The sequence below is a fragment of the Litchfieldella rifensis genome (genome assembly GCF_042646605.1).
Classification (GTDB): Bacteria; Pseudomonadota; Gammaproteobacteria; order Pseudomonadales; family Halomonadaceae; genus Litchfieldella; species Litchfieldella rifensis.
On sequence record NZ_JBHRUG010000007.1, the window covers coordinates 1 to 20,931 of the forward strand.

22 protein-coding genes and 2 pseudogenes are annotated in these 20,931 nt (G+C 53.1%); 1 reads left to right on the forward strand and 23 read right to left on the reverse strand.

Annotation, left to right across the window (positions count from 1 at the left end; genetic code table 11):
* Positions 1 to 9: 9 nt before the first annotated feature.
* Positions 10 to 315, reverse strand: a complete 306-nt coding sequence (locus tag ACFOEV_RS03290; RefSeq protein WP_386771574.1) for a helix-turn-helix domain-containing protein — start codon at positions 313 to 315, stop codon at positions 10 to 12.
* A gap of 256 nt (positions 316 to 571) precedes the next feature.
* Positions 572 to 2,689, reverse strand: a complete 2,118-nt coding sequence (locus tag ACFOEV_RS03295; protein WP_386771576.1) for a GmrSD restriction endonuclease domain-containing protein — start codon at positions 2,687 to 2,689, stop codon at positions 572 to 574.
* A 32-nt stretch (positions 2,690 to 2,721) separates the two neighbouring features.
* Between ACFOEV_RS03295 and ACFOEV_RS03300 the strand changes: the two are divergent.
* Positions 2,722 to 2,970 (forward strand): annotated as a pseudogene (locus ACFOEV_RS03300) (integrase core domain-containing protein); the annotation flags it as partial.
* A gap of 120 nt (positions 2,971 to 3,090) precedes the next feature.
* Here ACFOEV_RS03300 and ACFOEV_RS03305 read toward each other — a convergent pair.
* The 21 genes and pseudogenes from ACFOEV_RS03305 to ACFOEV_RS03405 all read right to left on the reverse strand — a co-directional run bounded on the left by ACFOEV_RS03305 (position 3,091) and on the right by ACFOEV_RS03405 (position 20,728).
* Positions 3,091 to 3,438 (reverse strand): hypothetical protein, encoded by a 348-nt coding sequence (locus ACFOEV_RS03305; RefSeq protein ID WP_386771578.1) that lies wholly within the window; start codon positions 3,436 to 3,438, stop codon positions 3,091 to 3,093.
* A 58-nt stretch (positions 3,439 to 3,496) separates the two neighbouring features.
* Positions 3,497 to 3,892, reverse strand: coding sequence for a hypothetical protein (locus ACFOEV_RS03310; RefSeq protein WP_386771580.1), 396 nt, complete (start codon positions 3,890 to 3,892; stop codon positions 3,497 to 3,499).
* A gap of 70 nt (positions 3,893 to 3,962) precedes the next feature.
* Entirely contained in the window at positions 3,963 to 4,307 is a 345-nt protein-coding gene (locus tag ACFOEV_RS03315) for a hypothetical protein (protein WP_386771582.1), read from the reverse strand.
* A 109-nt stretch (positions 4,308 to 4,416) separates the two neighbouring features.
* Positions 4,417 to 5,103: a hypothetical protein gene (locus tag ACFOEV_RS03320; protein WP_386771584.1), complete on the reverse strand. Its 687-nt coding sequence runs from the start codon at positions 5,101 to 5,103 to the stop codon at positions 4,417 to 4,419.
* A complete protein-coding gene (locus tag ACFOEV_RS03325) occupies positions 5,090 to 6,202 on the reverse strand; it encodes a hypothetical protein (RefSeq protein ID WP_386771586.1) in 1,113 nt (370 codons plus the stop codon). Before ACFOEV_RS03325 ends, ACFOEV_RS03320 begins: the two co-directional genes overlap by 14 nt.
* Entirely contained in the window at positions 6,192 to 7,172 is a 981-nt protein-coding gene (locus tag ACFOEV_RS03330; protein ID WP_386771588.1) for a hypothetical protein, read from the reverse strand. Before ACFOEV_RS03330 ends, ACFOEV_RS03325 begins: the two co-directional genes overlap by 11 nt.
* A gap of 97 nt (positions 7,173 to 7,269) precedes the next feature.
* Positions 7,270 to 8,229: a hypothetical protein gene (locus tag ACFOEV_RS03335; RefSeq protein ID WP_386771590.1), complete on the reverse strand. Its 960-nt coding sequence runs from the start codon at positions 8,227 to 8,229 to the stop codon at positions 7,270 to 7,272.
* A 210-nt stretch (positions 8,230 to 8,439) separates the two neighbouring features.
* A complete protein-coding gene (locus ACFOEV_RS03340; RefSeq protein WP_386771592.1) occupies positions 8,440 to 9,054 on the reverse strand; it encodes a DUF1294 domain-containing protein in 615 nt (204 codons plus the stop codon).
* Positions 9,055 to 9,426: 372 nt separating this feature from the next.
* Positions 9,427 to 11,595 carry a catalase/peroxidase HPI gene (katG, locus tag ACFOEV_RS03345; protein WP_386771594.1) on the reverse strand — a complete coding sequence of 723 codons (2,169 nt, stop codon included), beginning with the start codon at positions 11,593 to 11,595 and terminating at the stop codon, positions 9,427 to 9,429.
* A 272-nt stretch (positions 11,596 to 11,867) separates the two neighbouring features.
* On the reverse strand, positions 11,868 to 12,437 hold the full coding sequence (gene sigZ / locus ACFOEV_RS03350; protein ID WP_386771596.1) for an RNA polymerase sigma factor SigZ: 570 nt from the start codon (positions 12,435 to 12,437) through the stop codon (positions 11,868 to 11,870).
* Entirely contained in the window at positions 12,422 to 13,054 is a 633-nt protein-coding gene (locus ACFOEV_RS03355) for a DUF2703 domain-containing protein (RefSeq protein ID WP_386771598.1), read from the reverse strand. Before ACFOEV_RS03355 ends, sigZ begins: the two co-directional genes overlap by 16 nt.
* 187 nt (positions 13,055 to 13,241) lie before the next feature.
* Positions 13,242 to 13,448 (reverse strand): hypothetical protein, encoded by a 207-nt coding sequence (locus tag ACFOEV_RS03360; protein WP_386771639.1) that lies wholly within the window; start codon positions 13,446 to 13,448, stop codon positions 13,242 to 13,244.
* Complete coding sequence (locus tag ACFOEV_RS03365; RefSeq protein WP_386771600.1) at positions 13,391 to 13,642, reverse strand: SDR family NAD(P)-dependent oxidoreductase; 252 nt, start codon at positions 13,640 to 13,642, stop codon at positions 13,391 to 13,393. The genes ACFOEV_RS03360 and ACFOEV_RS03365 overlap by 58 nt, the downstream gene beginning before the upstream one ends.
* A gap of 95 nt (positions 13,643 to 13,737) precedes the next feature.
* Positions 13,738 to 14,271, reverse strand: a pseudogene (locus ACFOEV_RS03370) (DUF3734 domain-containing protein); the annotation flags it as partial.
* Between the two features lie 159 nt (positions 14,272 to 14,430).
* Positions 14,431 to 14,955, reverse strand: a complete 525-nt coding sequence (locus ACFOEV_RS03375; RefSeq protein ID WP_386771602.1) for a DUF2569 domain-containing protein — start codon at positions 14,953 to 14,955, stop codon at positions 14,431 to 14,433.
* A gap of 555 nt (positions 14,956 to 15,510) precedes the next feature.
* On the reverse strand, positions 15,511 to 15,873 hold the full coding sequence (locus ACFOEV_RS03380; protein WP_386771604.1) for a DUF1304 domain-containing protein: 363 nt from the start codon (positions 15,871 to 15,873) through the stop codon (positions 15,511 to 15,513).
* A gap of 6 nt (positions 15,874 to 15,879) precedes the next feature.
* The gene (locus ACFOEV_RS03385; protein WP_449280233.1) at positions 15,880 to 15,996 is read right to left on the reverse strand and encodes a type II toxin-antitoxin system Phd/YefM family antitoxin; all 117 of its coding nucleotides are present in this window, start codon (positions 15,994 to 15,996) and stop codon (positions 15,880 to 15,882) included.
* 217 nt (positions 15,997 to 16,213) lie between these two features.
* Complete coding sequence (locus ACFOEV_RS03390; protein WP_386771606.1) at positions 16,214 to 16,699, reverse strand: VOC family protein; 486 nt, start codon at positions 16,697 to 16,699, stop codon at positions 16,214 to 16,216.
* Positions 16,700 to 16,971: 272 nt separating this feature from the next.
* On the reverse strand, positions 16,972 to 17,640 hold the full coding sequence (locus tag ACFOEV_RS03395) for a dihydrofolate reductase family protein (RefSeq protein WP_386771608.1): 669 nt from the start codon (positions 17,638 to 17,640) through the stop codon (positions 16,972 to 16,974).
* Positions 17,641 to 17,794: 154 nt separating this feature from the next.
* A complete protein-coding gene (locus ACFOEV_RS03400) occupies positions 17,795 to 18,157 on the reverse strand; it encodes a hypothetical protein (protein ID WP_386771610.1) in 363 nt (120 codons plus the stop codon).
* Positions 18,158 to 18,535: 378 nt separating this feature from the next.
* Entirely contained in the window at positions 18,536 to 20,728 is a 2,193-nt protein-coding gene (locus ACFOEV_RS03405) for an OsmC domain/YcaO domain-containing protein (RefSeq protein WP_386771612.1), read from the reverse strand.
* Positions 20,729 to 20,931: the final 203 nt, after the last annotated feature.

The window sequence follows — 20,931 nt, forward strand, 5'->3', positions numbered from 1 at the left end:
GACGACACCTCACACAACCCTGAAGCTGTTCCGATGAAAGAACACTGATGAAAACCGGACAATCCGAATTGATGAAAAACGGACAACCTTCAGTGATGTTGACACCGACACGGCGGAAGCCTCCTCGGCCTCCACCGACAGCACCCCGACCTCGACCCCGTAGATCTCGGCCAGGTGGCGCGCGGTACGATAAAGCACCGCCTTGCCACTCTCGGCCCGCTTGATGGAAGCAATAGAGACGCACAAGCGCCGATCAAAACAGTACTCGGCCAGCGCCTCCTGACTCAGGCCCAGCCGCTTGCGATGCTGCTTCAAGCGCTCACGATCCAGCCGAAAGCGCCCGTCTTGGGGATGATCACTGCTGGGGGTCCTTGGCGGTCTGAAGTTCCATAATGCAACACTATTGAAGAGCGTTCGGGATGTAGATCGTTCGCCGGGATGAGGCTAACGCTCCGGTTCAGCGGTGGGCCGCGCAGCGGGGCGTCCACTGCAACTGGTTTCTATACCGCCACTCGCTACCATAACCCCTTCAACAGCACGTAAATGCAATTCGCCGTCTTGTTTTGGGAGCTTAATCTAACTCTCCTGAATCCGGCTCTTCGCCATCGACGGTTCCGACAAATAGCAGTGCTGCCCTTGCCTGGTCATCTGCGAAACGGATATCCCAGCGCTTCTCCATGAATTTAAGCAGCCGAACGCCTCGCTCGCGTATCTCATCGGGTCCCCAATCCTCACAATGGGAGACCTCGATTTCCGAATGCGAACCGTCCGCATAGCCGTTGCGCAGCTTGGTACCATCGCTGTTGCTCTTAGGCTTCTTCTTTTCCGCGAAGGTGTCGTTCTGCAGCGAAGAGTTGATCGCGGATGAGAGCAGCAATAAGTTCCCGAGGCTATTTCGATACGCATCCCGATTCCGCTTGCGAATGCCTTTAAAGGCCGTCTTCCACGCCACCGTCTCGGATTGCGGATAAATATGCTCTATGGAGATTTTGTCTTTCGACGTCTTGAGCAAATCCGACCAATCGACCTTCTTCTGCCGGCTGCCGGATAGCAGCCCCAATTCGTACTCGTAGAGAAAATACCGCAATCCGGGCCAGCCATAGTAGCCCTGACCGTTCTCAAATCTCTTCTTTAACAACAGATAAAAATCGTCTGTCGCAAAATGTCCCACGTCCGCGAACGTAAAACTCATTCGATTACGCAGACGTTCCTTCAGCTCCGCCAAATTCATGTCGCCACGGTCGATCGCGCGAACGGCGTTACTGAATTCCGAGCTGCGATAATTTGAACGGGTTTGGGTTAGTCGAAACACGACGAATACAAACCGTTCAATTTCCTTGATGATGCCAATGCGCTGGTTGGGATCGTCACATTTCTTCAGAATCGCCATCAGCAACGGGCGGAAATATGCCATACCCAGCCGATTTAGGCGTTGAAGCCACTCCACCTCCTTCCGCGTCAGATCGTCAGACATCTCTGGGTAGAATGTGCGGAACCAGTGAACTGAAGACGCCTTCAGGCTCTTGACGTAGTCGCGAATCTCGTTCGGGCGCAACTCGGCCACCATCATCGGATCGATGGTATCGACCTCTTCTAGTCCATTCTCTTCATCCGCTTCCAGATCCGCCTCCGATGTTTGCTCCTCGGCATCTTCCAGTTCTACCAGCTGAACGATCTTCCGATGGACGCGCTGCGGTGTGAACTGCTCCTCTAGCAGGAATTTGATGTAGTCTCGCCCTGTCTGTCGCGAGAACTTGAAGTACATCATCCAGTGGGCCCGTAGAAAGTCGTCATCGTTGAGCGGTTTTGACTTATTTCGCCCCAACTGGAAGTAGACCTCTTTCCAGGCGTCGTTGATTAGGTCTCGGAGATCGCAGCGCTCCGCAGGGTCCAGTTCCGCATCGGTATAAAGGGTCGTGAGGTAGATCAATCGATTCTTGAGCAGTTCCAAGTCCGACAGCGTCTTGCCGCGATTGTTCATCGTCTCGAAAGCGACAAACACGTCGAACTCGTCCTTGATGATGTACTCGTTGAACAGGAATCGCTTGGTCAGCGTGCGGTACAAGTTCTGAAGGCCATGGATCCCTTCCTTCTTGTAACATGCCTGGAGCTGCTCCTTAAAGTACCGTTTTCCATTGCTGAGGTTCAGCGTGTAGAACGTTTCAAGCACCGTGCCGATGCCGTCTTCGCCTAGAATTCGGTATCGCATGTACTCGTAACTGGGATTGTCAACCGTGTAGCCGAATTTGTAGGTGCGAAACGCATCGCTAGCCGGTTTCACCTCGAAAAGGAATTTTCTTTCGACAGCCGCGATGCTGAGCGTGTCGGTCAGGTAGATCGCGTCGTCCGCCAGCCCTTCATTCTCCGGCAAGCTCCGGAGCAACTCGATGAAGGCTTGCAGAAACAGCGTAAAGGTCGTCATCCGCTGCTGACCATCGACGATGTGATACAGCTTATACGAATGATCGTCGACCAGCCAAAACTCCTTGTCCTGCTCCTGAATATCGGCGGACGGAACCTCCTTCAGCGTAAGCACGCCGGTGTAGTGGGAGCGCCCAACGGGCAGGTTGATTAGATCTTCCCAGAAGGCGTCCAATTGCTCGCGGCCCCAGGCGTACCCACGCTGATAGTCGGGGATGCGAAACAGCTTTTCCTTGAACAGGCTGTCTAGTGGTTTGGGTTCATCCATCGCAATTCTCGGTTTATCAAAGTTGCTCGACAAGCAGCGGCTTCGTCGAACGGTTGCCCCGCACCCTGCTGGACGAACACTTCCGCATCCAGGCGCAACAAGTGGTACGAAGCTCTGGAAGAGATGCAGCAGGACCTTAATGACTACTGGTCATCTACAACACGAAACGCCCGCATCAGGGCCGCAACATGAAGGGTATGACGCCCTATGCCGTCTTCAAGAAAGGGCTCCCCAAGGCGACAAAAAAGGAGCCCGGGAAAACGACAGAAAACACTGCTTAACTATAGGGAGCCTACGAGGACATGTGTCAGGTGAATACCATCACTGTACAGGTTGGCTAACGCCTAGCTCTGCAGAAATTCGAGAGCACAAGCGAATGAATTTTCCGTAGCAGCGTCTAGTTATATCCTTGCATGGGAGTTAACCCGACTATAGTAACGATTACCGAAGCCAATCGGCCCTCCATATACTTTGTCAGCAATTGAATTGTTTTCACGGATAAAAGGCATGAATTTTTCGTCCAACCCTGGAGCATCAGAATCTCTTAGCAATTGTGATAAATACATAATAACGGATAACACCACTCCAAAATCAATACAAGCAAAAATTGCCTTGATCATTTGGTCATCAAGGCGATTGAGGTATTCATATTTTGAAATATAGCCATCATCTGAAATCGTACTATTATTTGTTATCGTGATAGGATTGGGATGCGCCCCGAAATCAATTACCGCATCATGCATAGACATAATGTACTCTTCGTACGGAGTAGTTTGCGGTTTTTTATCGTGTTCCTGCAAGATTGCTCTAAAGCTTTTTCATTGCTGGAGCAAAAGCTGTTTTACTTTGCTTAAAGTCATCGTCACTCTTGTGGCGATTCTTCCATTTCTCAGACAAATCATCATCTTGAGTAAATAGCAAAGCATAAGCGGCAGATTCAAGAGCAGTTCTTAGCAGTGGATAAACTGCTGAACTATGACCTGACCTTGCCAATCTAACCGCACCTAAAAATAAAGAGTGTGCATGTAACGCCAATGCAAACGCTTCCCCATCATTTTGTAAGGCATGGGCAGCAGAATTAACAATGGAATCCCATTTTTCCAAACATGCTACGACTTCCTTAAAGTGCTCGCAGAACTCTTTGTCTATACAGGCAGAAGTATAAATATAACTGTCATAATCAAAATGGTTAATGATTGACATATTGATTAACTTTCCTCAAAAATATAACGGTGCGATCTTGCGAGCGTAGGGAGTGAATTTGATGGCTTTGTTATGCACCGACCTCGACCGTCAAGTTTAGCGATAACGTATTAACGATATTTTGTTGGTCTTGGGCATCCACAAACTCTGTGTTACACGGGTTATTTATTCGAATTACCTTCCCTCCCGACTTCTCGATATATTTTTTTGAGAAATCGATAATTGCTTGGCATGCAGCTTGAGGATCGGCATGCTGGCCGATAGTTTGATATGCGCTGTAAAGAGAGTTCCAGTTTGGATCGTATACAACCACCTCAACACCGGAAATTGTATTCTGTGGACTGGGAACAACGACATGAGCTGAAGTTTTTATCCCGTTGTCTGAATAAATGTCTATTTCTTGTATTGGAATCATCTTTACTCCTGATTTATGCATAACGCCTCAAACATCGGACTGGTGAAGTTGGCGGCTTTTTTGGAACAAAAAAGAGGACAGCTTTAGCAAGTACGCGCGCTTTGAATTGTTAGTTCCCCTCCAGAACACTACGCTCTAAGCATTTCCTAATATCACCTATAAAGCCATCGTAAATATGTCCACTGTACTTTATAAAGCCAGTCTTTGTTATTTCAGCTGATATACTACATTGATTAAAATCTCCGCTGAATTTAACCAAATCTATAACTCTTTTCCTTTTTCCCACTACCTTAGAAAACTCGTCTCTAATATCTTTCTTTCCGGAAACGCTTATTTTTGCTAGCCCGTTTTTGGGAACCGTAATAGCCGAGGAAGATATATTTTTAACCAACAAAGGGGTATGCGATGCCTCAATTTCTTGAAGCCATTTTAGAGGATCTACTTTGATATCAGACAACTCTAAACCTAAACCAACCATTGAGTGCAACTCGGAAGCTAGCTTTCTTATTGACCTTGGAGGCGATTCTAATTCTAAAAAACATGATGAACTATCGAATGAAAATTTTGCTACGTAGTAAGTTGTACTATAAGACTCTGTCTCGTTACCAAAAGGGTCAATTATAAATGCTTTTTCAGTTATTCTTTCTACGAATTTACCAGCAATTCTATTTTTCCCACTAGACGCTAATATAAATCCCCGGCCTACGTCTTCATTATATTGATTAGCGATTAACTTTTTAGATACCTCCAGAAGTGGAAGAGGCCACTTCACTCTTAGCCATCTAATCGTCTTCATTTTCAGCACCAACGTAGATACTAGCCACCTTATCAAAAGCAATCTTTGCCGCCTTCTCTAGCTTCTTATTAAAAGTGCCGGTTTCCACCCTGCTTGGAGTGCGTTTCGTTGTATTATGGATCTTGGCCCGATCATTATAGTTATATACACCTCTTACAAGGTATTTAAAGTCAGAACATGATGATGGCTGGCCGAATTGAGCCTCCAACTCTACTTTATCTCCTCCTGGCAGAGTATCAACAACTGTCCATATGATCTTGGAAATAAAAAAACCTCTTGAATGCAACTGATTAAACTCAGCCGATTCTAATACACCGCCGCCAGCGAGAGCTGCTTTTCTTATGAAGCCCGCAAAGTTTGTAGAACTTTCATTGTCCTCATCGCTATCATCTTGCTCATCATCAAGATTATCTATTTCGTGATAGACATCAACGCTAGAAACATCCTCTAACTCATACCCCGGAATTGACTTGATCAACTCATCGAAAAAGAGACTTCTAGCTTCTGGCATGGCAATACTTTCTAAAGAAATAACCTCTTCTTCGAGCTCTTCGCCAAGAATATTTGATAAAGATGATTTAATTCTTTCAGATAATTCTTTTCCCTTTTTTGTAGCTGGCATGCGTACCGTGACTTCATCTCCGTCTGCGTGTAACTCAATCTCGCATTTTTTTAAAGTTTTTTGACGAAGCTCAGTTTTTGTAAAATCAGTTTCTGTATAGGTAACCACTAGAATTGTTGAATCTTCTTTTTTAACTACTTTATATGATTCGTCCCCACCAGTCGATTTTGTAATTTTTTGGCACGCTTCAACCAGCTGTTCGTTATTTGAAGTTGCTTTTACCGTCGTCCTTGTTGTTTTTTCCTTTCTATTTGGATTTTCCAATAGCTTAGTTATATGAACATAATCACCATAATCGAAGGTAAGTCTCGCTATAAACTTCGAAAGGTCGATTTTTTCCAAATCTGAGGATACTATAATTCCTCGATTCCTTAAAAATCTCTGCACCTCAGAATGTCTTATTTTTTTATGTTGCAGCGCATCAAATATGTTTTTATCTGATGGAATATAGATTGATGGTCCAGGTTTACTCGACATGATCTCTCATCCCTATTTCCATTGGACAATAATTTGAAACCACCTTATTTATTCTTCTTGCATCTATTCTATTAAGCTGCCTTTCCCTAGCTTCGTCTGCTCCCCACATTTTGAGATACTCCAGCTTAGCCTTATTAAAATTATTTGCTGAATCCTTTCCTGGGTTGGTAAATCTAACTCGAATCGGCTTGTTACTTAGTAACATTTGATAATGAGACATAGCATCAATTAAATATACGAATTCATCTACCGTATCACCATTCATATGGTAGTAAATAACATACCCCTCTTCAATTTGATCCGTCGCGCGATGCTTAATAATAAGCCATGGTGATGTAAGTGCCTCAACAGAAGCTGGCTGGCTCCACTCTTCGCCATGCCTTTTAGACATAACCAAATCCGGGTAAAAGAAGGTGTAGTCCTTTCTAGGAAGCAGGTCATCAGCTACTAGACCTTTCATATCTGTGACAATATTAACTAATGTTCTTATCTTCTGAGGATCGAATAATACAATCTTTACTTTTTCAGGAATATTTATCTTGTCAAAATCTATCGCTTCAATCACACCAACGAGATCTTTATCAAATTCATCATCATGATTGTATATAAACAACATACCAATTACACAATCAAACCCTACGTCATCGACTAAATATTTATTCTGCCAGTCTTCGCTAATATTTGCACATTGAACAGATACAGATAATGAACTTAGCGCCTTTGATATGCTTGATGAGTTAATGCTGCCTTTTTTGTAACTCTTTAGATCTGTATTGATATATATGACATCTCCGGAATAGGGATCATCATAATAATAAACTACATCAGCCGGATGAGTTTTCTTTTTATGGCTATCTATTACGCATGTCCAATCTTCATCCTTTAATGCACACACCTCCCATTTAAACCATTTGAAGATATCACCTGACACAACTTTTGCCAGATCCTCAATATTTCCTGTTTCAGACATATCATATTCTCTCAGAGTTCAAAATAAGCTAACGCCGCGCTCTGCGGAAAATTTGGAGCGCAGCGGAAAACTTGTCCGACAGCAGCGCTTTGTTAGCTCATTCTGCCATGATTTTTTCCCATTTATACTGGCAGTAACTGCATTTCCCTTCGTTATATTGATCTTCTAGACCCAATGGCTCTTCGCACATTTCACAGTTGGTGTATTCCATTTCATAGTCGCATGCGACACAACAACCCTCTTCATGAATGAAAGTGCTTTTTCCACACTCATGGCATGAATCATAAGGAGAATCACCGCCATCCATTGCATTTCTAATTGCCTCTCCAGCCAAAGAATCATCGATACATTGTTCAAGCACATCATCAAAGCAGAAGTCAAGCCCACATGATTTGCAATGCAAATTGATGGTCGGATAGGCATCATCAGGATACGGCGCTTGTATCAATGAAGAATAGCATTGGTTGCAGCGAAGATTTTTAAGTGCTACTTCAACTGAATGGTATTTCCAGTCGATTGCATCGATAGTCGCTTTACAAGCATTCTCTTCTGCCGAGTAAACATCACTTACTTCAAGCAAAGTCGTCCAGCAATCATTGCCGAGCGTCTCCTGAGGATCTTGATCTAAGTGTTCTGATAGAAAATCTCTAATCAATAAAAATGACTTTGCTACGATTTCACGCACAGCATCAGGAGATTCAGATGTATAGTAGTGCTCTAAATCGTTTCTTAGTTTATTAATTTCATCAAATCGTTTCCAATCTACCGCCACATTCAAACTGCTGAATCTTTCTTTTATTGACTGAACATCGACAGTTTTGTGGCCTTTGCCTTCGAAAACTATTTCGCCGTTTTCATTTTGCACAGGCCTAATGTTTTGTTTAATCAGCAATTCTTTATTGCCATCTGGGGACAGCTGGCAGAGCTTTTCCTTGTAAAGCAATAGAACACCAGCCGCAATGTTTCTTACAGCAGAAACACTGCGTCTATCGTCATCACTTTCAAAATCTTCAACTCCAACTTGGATTGAATCGATCGCATTTTGGATAATGCTCATTGCTTCTCCTGAGAGCTAACAGTGATTAGACTGCCTGCTCGTTTATTGACTTGAACGCGCCGGCGCGTTCAATAATGTTATCGAGCCCGCCGTTTCTCCCCCAACCTATTGATTTACAAAAAAACTAAGTTTAACTCGGCGACCTGTGCAGCTTTTGCGTGCTTGCGCGTTTTGTCTGAACCAATAACGCTGTATGTACATCCACGTCTGTCAGCCGAAACCCAAACTAGCCCAAACGCTCGCAGCCTCTCCTGCATAAAGAAGCCACCCTAGTGCGGCACAGTTAGCCACCAGCCCACACCAGAATATGGCCTGAAACGGTTGCTTCCTTGTTTTGTGCCGAAAAAGGCGCTGCGCCACCAGCGCACCGGGCCAACCACCTATCAAGCCCGCGAATTGGAGCGTTGCTTCTGCTGTTCGCCAATGCCCTCTCCCCGCTGCGGCTTTGTCGAAGCCGTACATGGCGAAGGTGATCACGCTCAGCAGAGCGTATGCCGCAACGAGCTGCAAAGGGATATGACCGGCAGCGGTTAAGGCCGCCAGGAGTGCGAAGAACGCAGCGACCATACCGCATGCCATCATCAGGCCTTTGGAACGCGGGGCCGCATGGCGTGCTGCTTTGCGATAGCCCACCCTCTCCGCCTTCGGCCTGTTCTGGCTGTCGCGGGTCAGGTGGTAGGTGATCGGCTCGTTCACATGCGGCCGGCGCCCACCGCGGGGAAAGGCGCTGATGTGAACGAAGATACGCGGGCCGCCAGCGGTCGGCGTGATGAAGCCGAAGCCCTTGTCGTCGTTCCACTGTGTGAGCTTGCCTTCTTGCCGCATCGGGTTATCTCTATGTCATCAGTATTCGTCGGAGAATACCACGCGGCGAAATCGACTTTTAAATCCAATAAGTTAATGAGAATTTCAGATAAGGCTGGGTTTTGTCAGGAGGGGAATGTTGGGAGACGGGGCACGCTACCGCCCCTGCTGGCAGAACGGATGATAATGAGCATCATCCTTAGTGCGGCAGTCCCTGCGTGTTCCTGGTTACCTAAGCCGTCTACTGCGGCTTTTTACTAACCGTAAACAACCGTTACGCTGAGATCAACGCCAACCAAAGCATGAGATGAAATAAAAACCCCGAAGGCGGGATTACCACCTTCGGGGTCGGTTTTTTGATCCAGGTCCGCGTTACCGCCGCGGACCTGTCATTCAGCGGTGCAGGTCGAAGCGGTCGTTCTCCATCACCTTGACCCACCCTTTCACGAAGCGGTCGATCATCCGCTCCTCACCGCCATTGGCGGCGTACTCCTCGGCGATGGCGCGTAGCTGCGAGTTGGAGCCGTAGACGAGGTCGACGCGGGTGGCGGTCCACTTCTTCTTGCCCGTCTTGCGGTGGCGGCCTTCGAAGCGTTCCTCGTTCTCGTCGAGGGGCTCCCACACGGAGCCCATGTCGATGAGGTTGACGAAGAAGTCGTTGGTCAGCTGACCGGGGCGGTCGGTGAGGATGCCGTCGTTATCGTCACCCACGTTGACGCCGATGGCGCGCATGCCGCCGAGCAGCGCGGTCATCTGCGGTACGCTGAGGTTGAGCATGAAGGCGCGGTCCACCATCAGGTGCTCGGCGGGGATGGAGGTCACCTGGGGCTGCATGTAGTTGCGGAAGGCATCGTGCCTCGGCTCGAGGAAGGCGTGGGTATCCACCTCGGTCATGTCCTGGGTGGCGTCGGTGCGGCCCGGGGTGAACGGCACCGTGATGTCGTGCCCGGCCGCCTTGGCCGCCATCTCGACCCCGACGCTGCCGCCCAGCACGATCATGTCCGCCAGCGAGATGTTGGCGTCCGAGTCGTTCTTGATCTGCTCGAGACGATCGATCACTTCAAACACGCCGGAGCGCACGTTGATGTCCCAGTCGGTTTGCGGTTCGAGACGGATGCGCGCGCCGTTGGCGCCGCCGCGGTGGTCGGTCTGGCGGTAGGTGCAGGCCGAGGCCCAGGCGGTGCCCACCAGTTGCTTGGCGCTGAGGCCGGAGTCGGCGATCTGCTGCTTGAGCGTGGCGATCTGCTGATCGTTGACCAGCGGCCCCTGGTGCTTGGGTACCGGGTCCTGCCAGACGAGCACCTCGCTTGGCACCTGCGGGCCGAGATAGCGGGCGCTTGGGCCCATGTCGCGGTGCAGCAGCTTGTACCAGGCACGGGCGAACTCGTCGGCGAGCACGTCCGGGTTCTCGTAGAACTCCTTGGCGATCTCGATATAGGTGGGGTCGGTGATCATCGCCATGTCGGCGGTGTTCATCACCGGCGGGTTCTTCTTGCCCTCGACATGGGCGTCGGGCACCCAGTAGCCCTCCTTGACCTCGACCGGCTGCCACTGGTTGGCGCCGGCAGGCGATTTCTTGACCTCCCATTGGTGGGCGAAGATGGTGTTGAGGTAGGCGTTGTCCCATTGGGTCGGCGTCGGGGTCCAGGCCCCCTCGAGCCCGGAGGTAATCGTGTACTCGCCGAGGCCGGTCTCGTGCTTGTTGGCCCAGCCGAGCCCCTGCTGGTGGATCTTCGCAGCCTCGGGCGCCTCGTCGACGGTGTCGGGTGAACTGTTGCCGTGCATCTTGCCGAAGGTGTGGCCGCCAACGGTCAGCGCGACGGTCTCGCGATCGTTCATGCCCATGCGGGCGAAGGTCTCGCGCACGTCCTGGGCGGACTTCATCGCGTCGGGAACGCCGTTGGGGCCTTCCGGGTTGACGTAGATCAGCCCCATCTGCACCGCGGCAAGCGGGTTGTCGAGCACGCGGCTGCCGTCCTCCCAACTGCCGGTATAACGCTCGTCGTTGGTGGCGAGCCACTCGGTCTCGGGGCCCCAGTAGATATCATCCTCGGGCGCCCAGATGTCGGCGCGGCCGAAGCCGAAACCGAAGGTGCGAAAGCCCATCGTCTCGAGCGCGCGGTTGCCGGCGAGGACCAGCAGGTCGGCCCAGGAGATCTTCTCGCCGTATTTCTGCTTGATCGGCCACAGCAGTCGGCGCGCCTTGTCCAGGTTGCCGTTGTCGGGCCAGCTGTTGAGCGGCGCGAAGCGCTGGGCGCCGGTGCCGCCGCCACCGCGGCCGTCGACCGCGCGATAGGTCCCGGCCGCGTGCCACGACATGCGGATGAAGAACGGCCCGTAGTGGCCCCAGTCGGCGGGCCACCACTCCTGCGAGTCGGTCATCAAGGCATCGAGATCGGCGCAAAGTTCGTCGACATCGAGCTGCGAGAACGCCTCGGCATAGCTGAAGTCGGCACCGAACGGGCTGGCGTCGGGATGCTTCTGGTGCAGCACATTGAGGTTGAGCTGGTCGGGCCACCAGTGTTCGTTGCCCTGCAGACTGGGTGTGGTGCGTGCCCCCACTCCCGGCGTGTAGGCTTTTGATCGGACACGGTCTTCTCCTCGACTGGATGGTGGCCTACAGGGCGATTGAGCCGACAGCGCCGTATCGCCTCATTTTTTGTAAACACCTTCCGGCCCTTTGCCGAAGGCATTGAGAGTCCCATAAGCCGTCAAATATCAGTCAAGGAGTCGGGAGCGAAGCCGTCAAGCTGAGGGCGGCTTTCGGCTCGATAGCGATACGCTATGAGAGGTTGATGAAGTGGACCATTACGGAGACTCAGGGCGGTCAAGGGCTAGTGGCATCTGCACTTTTCGCCAGCGTCGTGGTACAGCACTTCTCCGCGCTGGTTCATCTCGATTCGGCAGCATTGCACCAGCGCGTCACGCAGCATGGTGCGGCCGCGCTGCACGCGGGACTTGGCGCCGGAGATCGACAGCCCCTGCCTTGATGCGTACTGCCGCTGGGTCATGCCGGTCTCAAGAGTGGTGAGCAGCGCTTCCCGGTACTTTTCCGGCAGCTTGCCCATGAGCGGACGCAGGCACTGGGCCAGCTCCGCTTCCGCTCGCACGTCGCTCTCCGCCTGTTCCTCCCGATCCGCCGGCAGCGGTTCCAGCGGTTTGTGCGCTCGGTAGTGATCCACCAGCGCATTGCGAGTGATCTGGTAGAGCCACGCGCGCAGCCGGGAGCCGTCCTTCAGCTCATCGCGGTGGGAGAAGGCCTTGATGAGGACGTCGTGCACGATGTCCTCCGCCAAGCTCTCCTCCCCTACCCGCTTGCGCACGAAGCGCAGGAGTTCGGCCCGAAACGCCTGCCATAGCAGGCGTTGGTCATGCTCGCCGTTCGCACTTACCGACACCCGCATGAGGCTTCCTCCGTGGATGGGCCGCAGCATTCGGGCTTGGCCTCCGGCAGGCAGCAGGTGGCCTGCTCGCTGGGAGCGCAGCATTGCTGCGATGAGCCACCTGGCTCAGCGGCCTTGCTGGCGAAAAAGCGCCGCAGGTTGCCCGGTACTTCCTCAAAAGTAACCGGTTCCGACAGTGCGGAACGCTGGCCCGCCAATAGGCGAAGCAACGCTTCGACCACCAGCCCAACGGGGGCTTCGGTGAATTCCTCTCCCAGGTAGTGCCATACCCGGCAGCTCGTGCCCTCGTCCGATCCGCTGAGTTCCGTGCAGGAATCGCAGCGGCTTTCCCGGGTCTCGAATGCCAGGTCGGTGCCGTTCACCCGAACGGTCGGCGAGACGCTGAACCGGTGGCGGAGCGCCTGCGCTTCCGATTCGATGATGACCTTGGTGACGTTCACTTTGGCCCCTATCGCCTCGGCCGCGGGACGCACGACTTCTATCGCGTTCTCGATATTATTGAGGGTTCCGACGCATCGTGTACAGCTCGTGAGGTCGAGCGCAAACAACTCGATGTTGATGATGGGAGCCTCGCTGCCCGCCTTTGCCAGCGCGAACGGTTGAGCGTTCTGTTGCATAAGGCCTTTCCTCCTGATGACCGATCCTCGCCCAACGCGAGGTCTCACTACAGGAGACGGGCCACGCTGCAAAAGGACGCAAAGGTGTTGATTACCCTGCTCGGCCCTGGCCAACCTCCATGCCGTACTGGAAAGAAGGTATCAACGTAGTGGACAGCTCCGTCGCCGGCCTCGGCGGCTGTCCGGCTCACTCCATGTGCCACCCATGGCTGACCACCACGGACTGCCCGGTCAGGGCGTTGCTCGGGAAGCCGGCGAACAGCACCGCCATCTCGGCCACGTCCTCGGTGGTGGTGAACTCCGTGTCCACGGTCTCCTTGAGCATCACCTCGGAGATCACGCGATCCTCGCTGATGCCCATGTCCCGGGCCTGCTCGGGGATCTGCTTCTCCACCAGCGGCGTGCGAACGAACCCGGGCAGATTACGTTGGCGCGCACCCCTTGTTGGGCGCCCTCCTTGGCCACGGTGCGCGCCAGCCCGAGCAGGGCGTGCTTGGCCGAGACGTAGGGCGCTTTGAGAGGCGAGGCTTCCTTGGAGTGGACCGAGCCCATGTAGATGATCGATCCGCCGCGGTCACCGCGGTACATGTGCCGCAGGCACGCGCGGGTCTCCGGGTTCGGATGTCCTCGCCCGGCGCCTCGAATAGCCGAACTCCTTCGCTGGCGTCGTCCCTCCGAGAAGACTGCCACGGGGCAGCCTCCAGCACGTCACGGGCCTGCCGGTAGCCGCGATCCCAGCGCTCCCGGCTGCTGAGCGACTCGAAGTCTGCATCCTTCAGGGCTGGTTCCCAGGTCTGGGTAGCGGGCCCCACGCGCACGATGTCCATCCGGGTGTGACAGCCGAGATCGGCCAGCGCCTTCAGTCCCGCCTGGTTGCGGGTCTCCTCCGGTAGCGCCTCGTATAGGACACGAACCGCGTGCCTGAGGTGGTGGCGCTCCCGGAACGCCTCGATTTCCTTGCGGAACCGGCTCGAATAGCGAATCTCCCTCTCGCGGGCGTACACGTCCAGCAAGGATGTGGGCTCGCGGCCGCTCTCATTCCGGAGGTTGACGATAAAACAGAGCGTGTGCTCGCGGGGCCAGTGGTCCAGCACCACCTCCAGTGGTGTATTGGAGTTGATGCCTCCGTCCCAGTAGAGCTCGCCGTCGATCCGCACCGGCGGCAGGCTTGGCGGCAAAGCGCAGCTGGCCAGGATGTGCTCGCTACGACCGGACACTGGATTACCCAGACTATTGGGCGGCCCAATCGGTCGAAGGTGGGGGTGGCGCTGGCGGCGAAGTGACAAGCCACCAAAACGAAAAAGCCCCGAGCCAGATAGACTGGCTCAGGGCTTGGTGATTTGACGCTCAGTTGTCTTCGTTGGGAATTTAACGCCCTAATCAGCCGACGCTTTAACGGTTGGTTGGATTTTATTGTTAGGCATATTTTCTACAAATGTTGCTCGAACTCTTTTTGAAACGAGCATGTAAGGAACCCAAATGACAGCAACAATGAGCGACCGCACAAACTCTTTAGTGGTATCCGGATCGAACATTGGCATGCCAGGAAATATTTTAGTTACAAGCCAAGCGTCAAGAGGGACAAATATCAAAGATGCCGTCACAATGCCTATATATATCCTTGGGAAAAGATAGTGCTTAGAAAAAAACAAATATATTAAATAAATAGAGATAGACAATATTATTATATTAAATGCAATTTCGCCTACCAGCAAATAACTAAAATATGGATTATAGACTGCAGAACCCGAGGTCGTTAAAGCCTCCCATATTCCATCTTCGAAGATTGGTTTGTAGGTTGGGATAAGGGTAACAAGCAACCTAATGGGGTTTATTACAACTCCTAGCCCGACCAAAATCAGCCACCCGCCCAGCCCTTTAAGTGCATTATTATCTGCCATTTTCAATTTCCCTATTGGTGTACCTAACGAGGCTGTAGAAAACCCCTATTTCTAGAGTCTCCCACACCCTTTCTTTCGACTCATTTCACCGCCCTGCCGACCGATTCCATATTGGGCGTTTGGCGCCACCAGTCATTGGTGATGAACGCTGGCTATTTTCGGTTCTTTCGGCGTTGCCAATTGCAGCCTGTTGGCCGCCAAGCTGACAACCTTTCGTAATTCGTCAACTTTTCAATATTACAAACCAGATAGTATAGCTTCCATTGGCTCTGCACTTTCCGCTTACCTCTGAGGCTGATGCGGCTTAAGTCCTTGTTGGCCAGCAAAGGATAACCCCTATAGCTCAGTTGATCATCCGAGACCTTACACCTGTTCCTGAAAGTCGACTTCGAAGGGCCCGACTTCATCTTTCATGCAGCTCTACACCGAAGAACTTGCCAAGATAGACAGTTCTTCCGTGTGCCTACGGCACACTTGCTAAAGCCTCAACGCTGGAGTTAAGCCGCGCACGTAGTGCCGTCGTCTTGAACGACTTGCTATGGCGAACCTAAGTTTCTAATGGTTTGAGAAAAGAACCAATAGCAAGCCGATAGCTCCTGGCAGCGCCTGCACAAATAGAATTTTTCGGCTTGCTGTCATTGCACCGTAGATGCCAGCTACAACAACACACGTCAGGAAATATACCTTAAAGTCATATCCTGCCGCCCCTTGAATAAAGCCAACCAAAAGACCGACTGCAATAAAACCGTTATAAAGCCCTTGATTTGACGCCAAAACCTTTGTAGCTTCCGCTTTCTCTTTGGACTGTCCAAAGACTTTAAGGCCTATCGGCTTATCCCAAAGGAACATTTCCAGTATCAGGAAATACCCATGAAGCAAGGCTACCAATAAAACTACTAAATCAGTAATCATTGTCATTTTCACCTACCTAGCAGCCCTGTTCCGCTTACCCATGATGACAATCGGCTGGTGGGACTCGGCAGTTTCATCAATCAAGCGATAGAGATTGCTGCGCGCTTCAGTTGCAGTAATTCCGGTCATGATGCACCGCCGGTGTTACATTTCGTATCAGTGTACGCCTTTAGGTACGTACGCTAATACGAACACCCTGTATAACGTTCAAGGTCACCGGTGCGAAACCGCGCCGGCGTTTTCGCACCGGTGCACCCTCTTGTTATTGCGCCGGTCCTAATTTTGCGTGAATCTCTTATGCGAGCCCCTTGCGCTTCCGCGGGACGCCCGCTTCGAAGATGCAACCTCAGCCACGTTGCGCCGCCTCGATTTCCGCGATGTCGATCTTTTTCATCTGCATCATCGCATCGAACGCGCGCTTGGCAGCAGCGCGGTCGGGATCGGTGAACGCTTTCGTCAGGGCGATCGGCGTAATCTGCCAGGACAATCCCCATTTATCCTTGCACCAGCCGCACGCGCTCTCCTGGCCGCCGTTGCCGACTATCGCGTTCCAGTAGCGATCCGTTTCGGCTTGGTCAGCCGTTGCGACCTGAAACGAGAACGCTTCGCTGTGCTTGAACGCAGGTCCGCCGTTGAGCCCGAGGCACGGAATGCCCATTACGGTAAACTCGACGGTCAGCACGTCCCCTTCCGTCCCCGATGGAAAGTCTCCCGGTGCGCGGTGCACTGCGCCAACGGATGAATCGGGAAAGGTCTTTGCGTAAAATCGCGCCGCGTCCTCAGCGTCGCCATCGTACCAAAGGCAAATCGTGTTCTTTGCTGGTGTCGTCATGTCACTTCTCCCTCGTTATGAGTCGCCCGAAGCAGGCAGCCCACAGCTCCGAAAGACTACGCTTTGTCTGAAAACTGCCTGCGCTCGATCATACGGCGTTAAAAATCAGCTCAAAGTACTCATTTACACCCCGTAAACTCCGTCTTTTCGCTGATTTTTGCCTTGTCTGATCATCGCTCGACGACTTTTCAGACAAAGCTTAGGGCCAGGTAGCGCCGCCGTGGTTGTGAGTCCCATCCAAGGCGAATGCCACCGCTTTTCGCCCCCGGCTGCTAGCCCTCTCGCTGCATCTTCTCACGCCGTGCGACTTCCGCCGGCGTGGGAGGGTCCATGGCAAAGTCGCCGGTTTTCACCGCGCCATCGCGCACATAATGCGCGATCACAATACCGTTGGGCGACACTCGATTGGCGGCGAGTTTGAATGCCGCTGCCTTCGCGCCATCGTCAAACAGCTTCTTGCCTCTCCCAAGCACGACCGGGAATATGAATAGATTGATCTCGTCGACGAGATCGCTCGCAAAGAGCGTTCGGATCAGGTCGGTGCTGCCTTGTGTGACTAGTGCTGGTCCGTCTTCCTGCTTCAGCCTGGCGACATCGGACGCCGCGTCACGGAGGGCCACCGAGTCCTTCCAGGTCAGTTCCAGCCCCTTTCGGGTCGCAACGTATTTTTTGATCGCGTTGAAGGTTTTAGCGATGGAATCATCAGGCCCGTCCTCGGCATACGGCCAGTGCGCGGCGAAGATCTCGTACGTCTTCCGTCCGAGCAGCAGGTCGAACGGCTGACTGAACATCTTGCCGATCTCTTCGCCGAACACCTCGTCCGCCAGCGGCGCGACCCAGCCGCCGTAGCTGAATCCGCCGGTCGGGTCTTCTCGCGGCCCGCCAGGCGCCTGCATGACGCCATCCAATGAAACCATAGCGCCGACAATCACTTTTCGCATGAGCTCATCCTCCTGGTTTGCTTTCTAGCATCCAGTAGTCGAACGAGACACCGCGTAATCGACAGCCCGGTGCGTTCTGGATGTGAGTAGCGCCCAACGCAAAGCTAAGCCGCTGGGCGGAGCGAAGCGTAGCCCAGTTGGCTTGAGTGACGTGTTAGACCACCAAACGAGAAATTTTGTAGCTTTCTCCATTCTTAGCTATTACTCGGATTGACGATAAAGTTGCCAAAGTAAGTAGCTCGTCCAATGGAATCCTATCGGATGAAAGATTAACGGTACGCTGCGGAAGGTCGCTTGTGTCGATGGGTTGACGCTTGTGAGGTTCAGAAATGATTTCTTTGTTTGAAATGTCTACGCGTCCAGCCATAAGCAATCGCATGTCCTGAATCAGATAGGCAGCGAGCTGATCGTCAGAAATATCTGCACCAGGAATGTCGAGACGGAAGTCGTGCGCAGAAAGGCTACCGCCATTTGTAAAATGAACTGTAAAGTCAAATTTCACGCGATAATCTGTCATGCTAACTCCGATGGTTAACGCTCCGGTTCACCGGCGTCGCTTCGCACCGCATCGCGGCTACAGCCGCTCCTACAATTCGGCTTCAACCTGAGGTGAAGCTTTCAGCACGCTACCGCCCTACCCGGCAAAATGAATGATGAGTGCATCATCCCTGATGCGGCAGTCCCTGCGTACCTTGGGCTTACCTAAGCCATCTTTGCGGCTTTTCCCTACCGTAATCAACCGTAACGTTGAGGGCAACGCCAACCAAAGCATAAGGCGAATTGCCGTTGCCTACAGAGGGAGTGGAAGAAGGCGCATTGATACGCCAAAACGCAGCGCCCCGAGCCAGTGAACTGACCCGGGGCATTTTCATGGTGGGAAGTGGCTTGTATGCGCCTACACCGCCACGCCTGCCCTAGCGGCACGTGCGGCGTGCAGCTTCTTGTAGCTTTCGATCAGACGCTGGTGCTTCTCCAGGCCTTCCAGCGCCATACCGGTGGGGGTCAGGCCGTGGAAGCGGACCTCGCCAGTCACCGAGCCGACCACTGCCTCCATGGTTTCTTCGCCGAACATGCGCCGGAGGTTGTAGAGGTAGTCGTCAAGCTCCAACTCGTCGTCAAGAATGATCTCCAGCACCGCGTTCATCGCACGGTAGAAGAGCCCGCGCTCCACGGTGTTGTCGTTGTACTGCAGGAACATATCGACCCGCTCGAGGGCTTCTTCATGCTGTTGCAGGGCGAGGTTGATCAACAGCTTCAGCTCGAGGATGGTCAGCTGCCCCCACACGGTGTTCTCGTCGAACTCGATACCGATCAGGGTGATGATATCCATGTGGTCGTCGAGCTGGCTCTCTTCCAGGCGCTCCAGCAGGTCGACCAGTTGATCGTCACTCAAGTCGTGCAGGTGGAGAATGTCCTCCCGGAAGGCCAGGGCCATGTTGGTGTTGTCCCAGATCAGATCTTCCACCGGGTACACCTCGGAGTAGCCCGGCACCAGGATACGGCAGACCGGCGCCCCCAGATCCTCGTGCACGGCCATGTACACTTCCTTGCCCATGTCTTCCAGAATGCCGAACAGGGACGCCGCTTCTTCCTCGTTGGTGCCCGAGAAATCCCAGTCGCAGAAGCCGTAGTCGTGCTTGGCACTGAAGAAGCGCCACGAGACCAGCCCTGAGGAGTCGATGAAGTGCTCGACGAAGTTGTTCGGCTCGGAGATGGCTTGCGAGTTGAAGGTCGGCGGCAGGAAGTCGTTCAGGCCTTCCAGGCTGCGGCCCTGCAGCAGCTCGGTGAGGCTGCGTTCCAGCGCCACCTCGAAGCTCGGGTGCGCGCCGAAGGAGGCGAACACACCGCCTGTCCGCGGGTTCATCAGGGTCACGCACATCACCGGGAACCGCCCACCCAGGGAGGCGTCCTTGACCAGTACCGGGAAGCCTTGCGCTTCCAACGCCTGGATGCCTTCGAAAATGTCGGGGTAGCGCTGCAGCACCTCCATGGGCACATCCGGCAGCGCAATCTCCTGCTCGAGGATCTCCTTCTTCACCGCCCGCTCGAAGATCTCCGACAGGCACTGCACCTGCGCCTCCTGCAGGGTGTTGCCGGCGCTCATGCCATTGCTGAGGTAGAGGTTCTCGATCAGGTTCGAGGGGAAGTAGACCACCTCTGCATCCGATTGGCGCACGTAGGGCAAGGCGACGATGCCCCGCTCCGCCTTGCCGGAGTTGGTATCGATCAGGTGTGAGCCGCACAGCTCGCCATCCGGGTCGAAGATCTCCAGGCAGTAGTCGTCCAGGATGCCATCGGGCAGCTCGTCGTTCGGCCCCGGCTGGAACCACTCCTCGTCCGGATAGTGAACGAATTTGCTGTTGGCGATCTCTTCGCCGAAGAACTGGTCGTTATAGAAGAAGTTGCAGCTCAGGCGCTCGATGAACTCGCCCAGTGCGGAACACAGCGCGCTCTCCTTGGTGGCGCCCTTGCCGTTGGTGAAGCACATGGGTGAGGCGGCATCGCGAATGTGCAGCGACCACACATGGGGCACGATGTTGCGCCAGGAGGCGATCTCGATCTTCATGCCCAGATCCGCCAGGATGCCCGTCATGTTGGCGATGGTCTGCTCCAGCGGCAGGTCCTTGCCCTCGATCCAGGTGCTGGCTTCCCCTTCCGGCTGGACCATCAACAGGGCCTGCGCATCCTCGTCCAGGTTCTCCACCGTCTCGATCTGGAACTCCGGCCCGGTCTGCACCACCTTCTTTACCGTGCAACGCTCGATCGAGCGCAGGATGCCTTCGCGGTCCTTGGGCGAGATGTCTTCCGGCAACTCGACCTGGATCTTGAAGATCTGGTTATAGCGATTCTCCGGATCGACGATGTTGTTCTGCGACAGGCGAATGTTCTCAGTGGGAATGTTCCGTGCCAGGCAGTAAACACGAACGAAGTAGGCCGCACACAGCGCTGAGGACGCCAGGAAGTAATCGAAGGGACTTGGCGCCGAACCGTCGCCTTTGTAGCGAATGGGCTGATCGGTGGTGACGGTGAAATCGTCAAACTTGGCTTCAAGCCTGAGATTTTCGAGAAAATTGACTTTGATTTCCATGACTGGCTACCGGTGGGAAAGTGTCGCAGGCGCAGGCTGAGGCGCGCAGTCTACCACACAGGCCTACCCTTTTCGGCAACCGGCAGCGCGACACGGGTGTCATTCTGTTTGGGACTGTAACGGCGTGGTGGGCTATCCGCTGCAACCTGCTACGCCATGTGTCGGCCGACCAGCAATCCGCTGGGGAATCAACGAGGTGATGA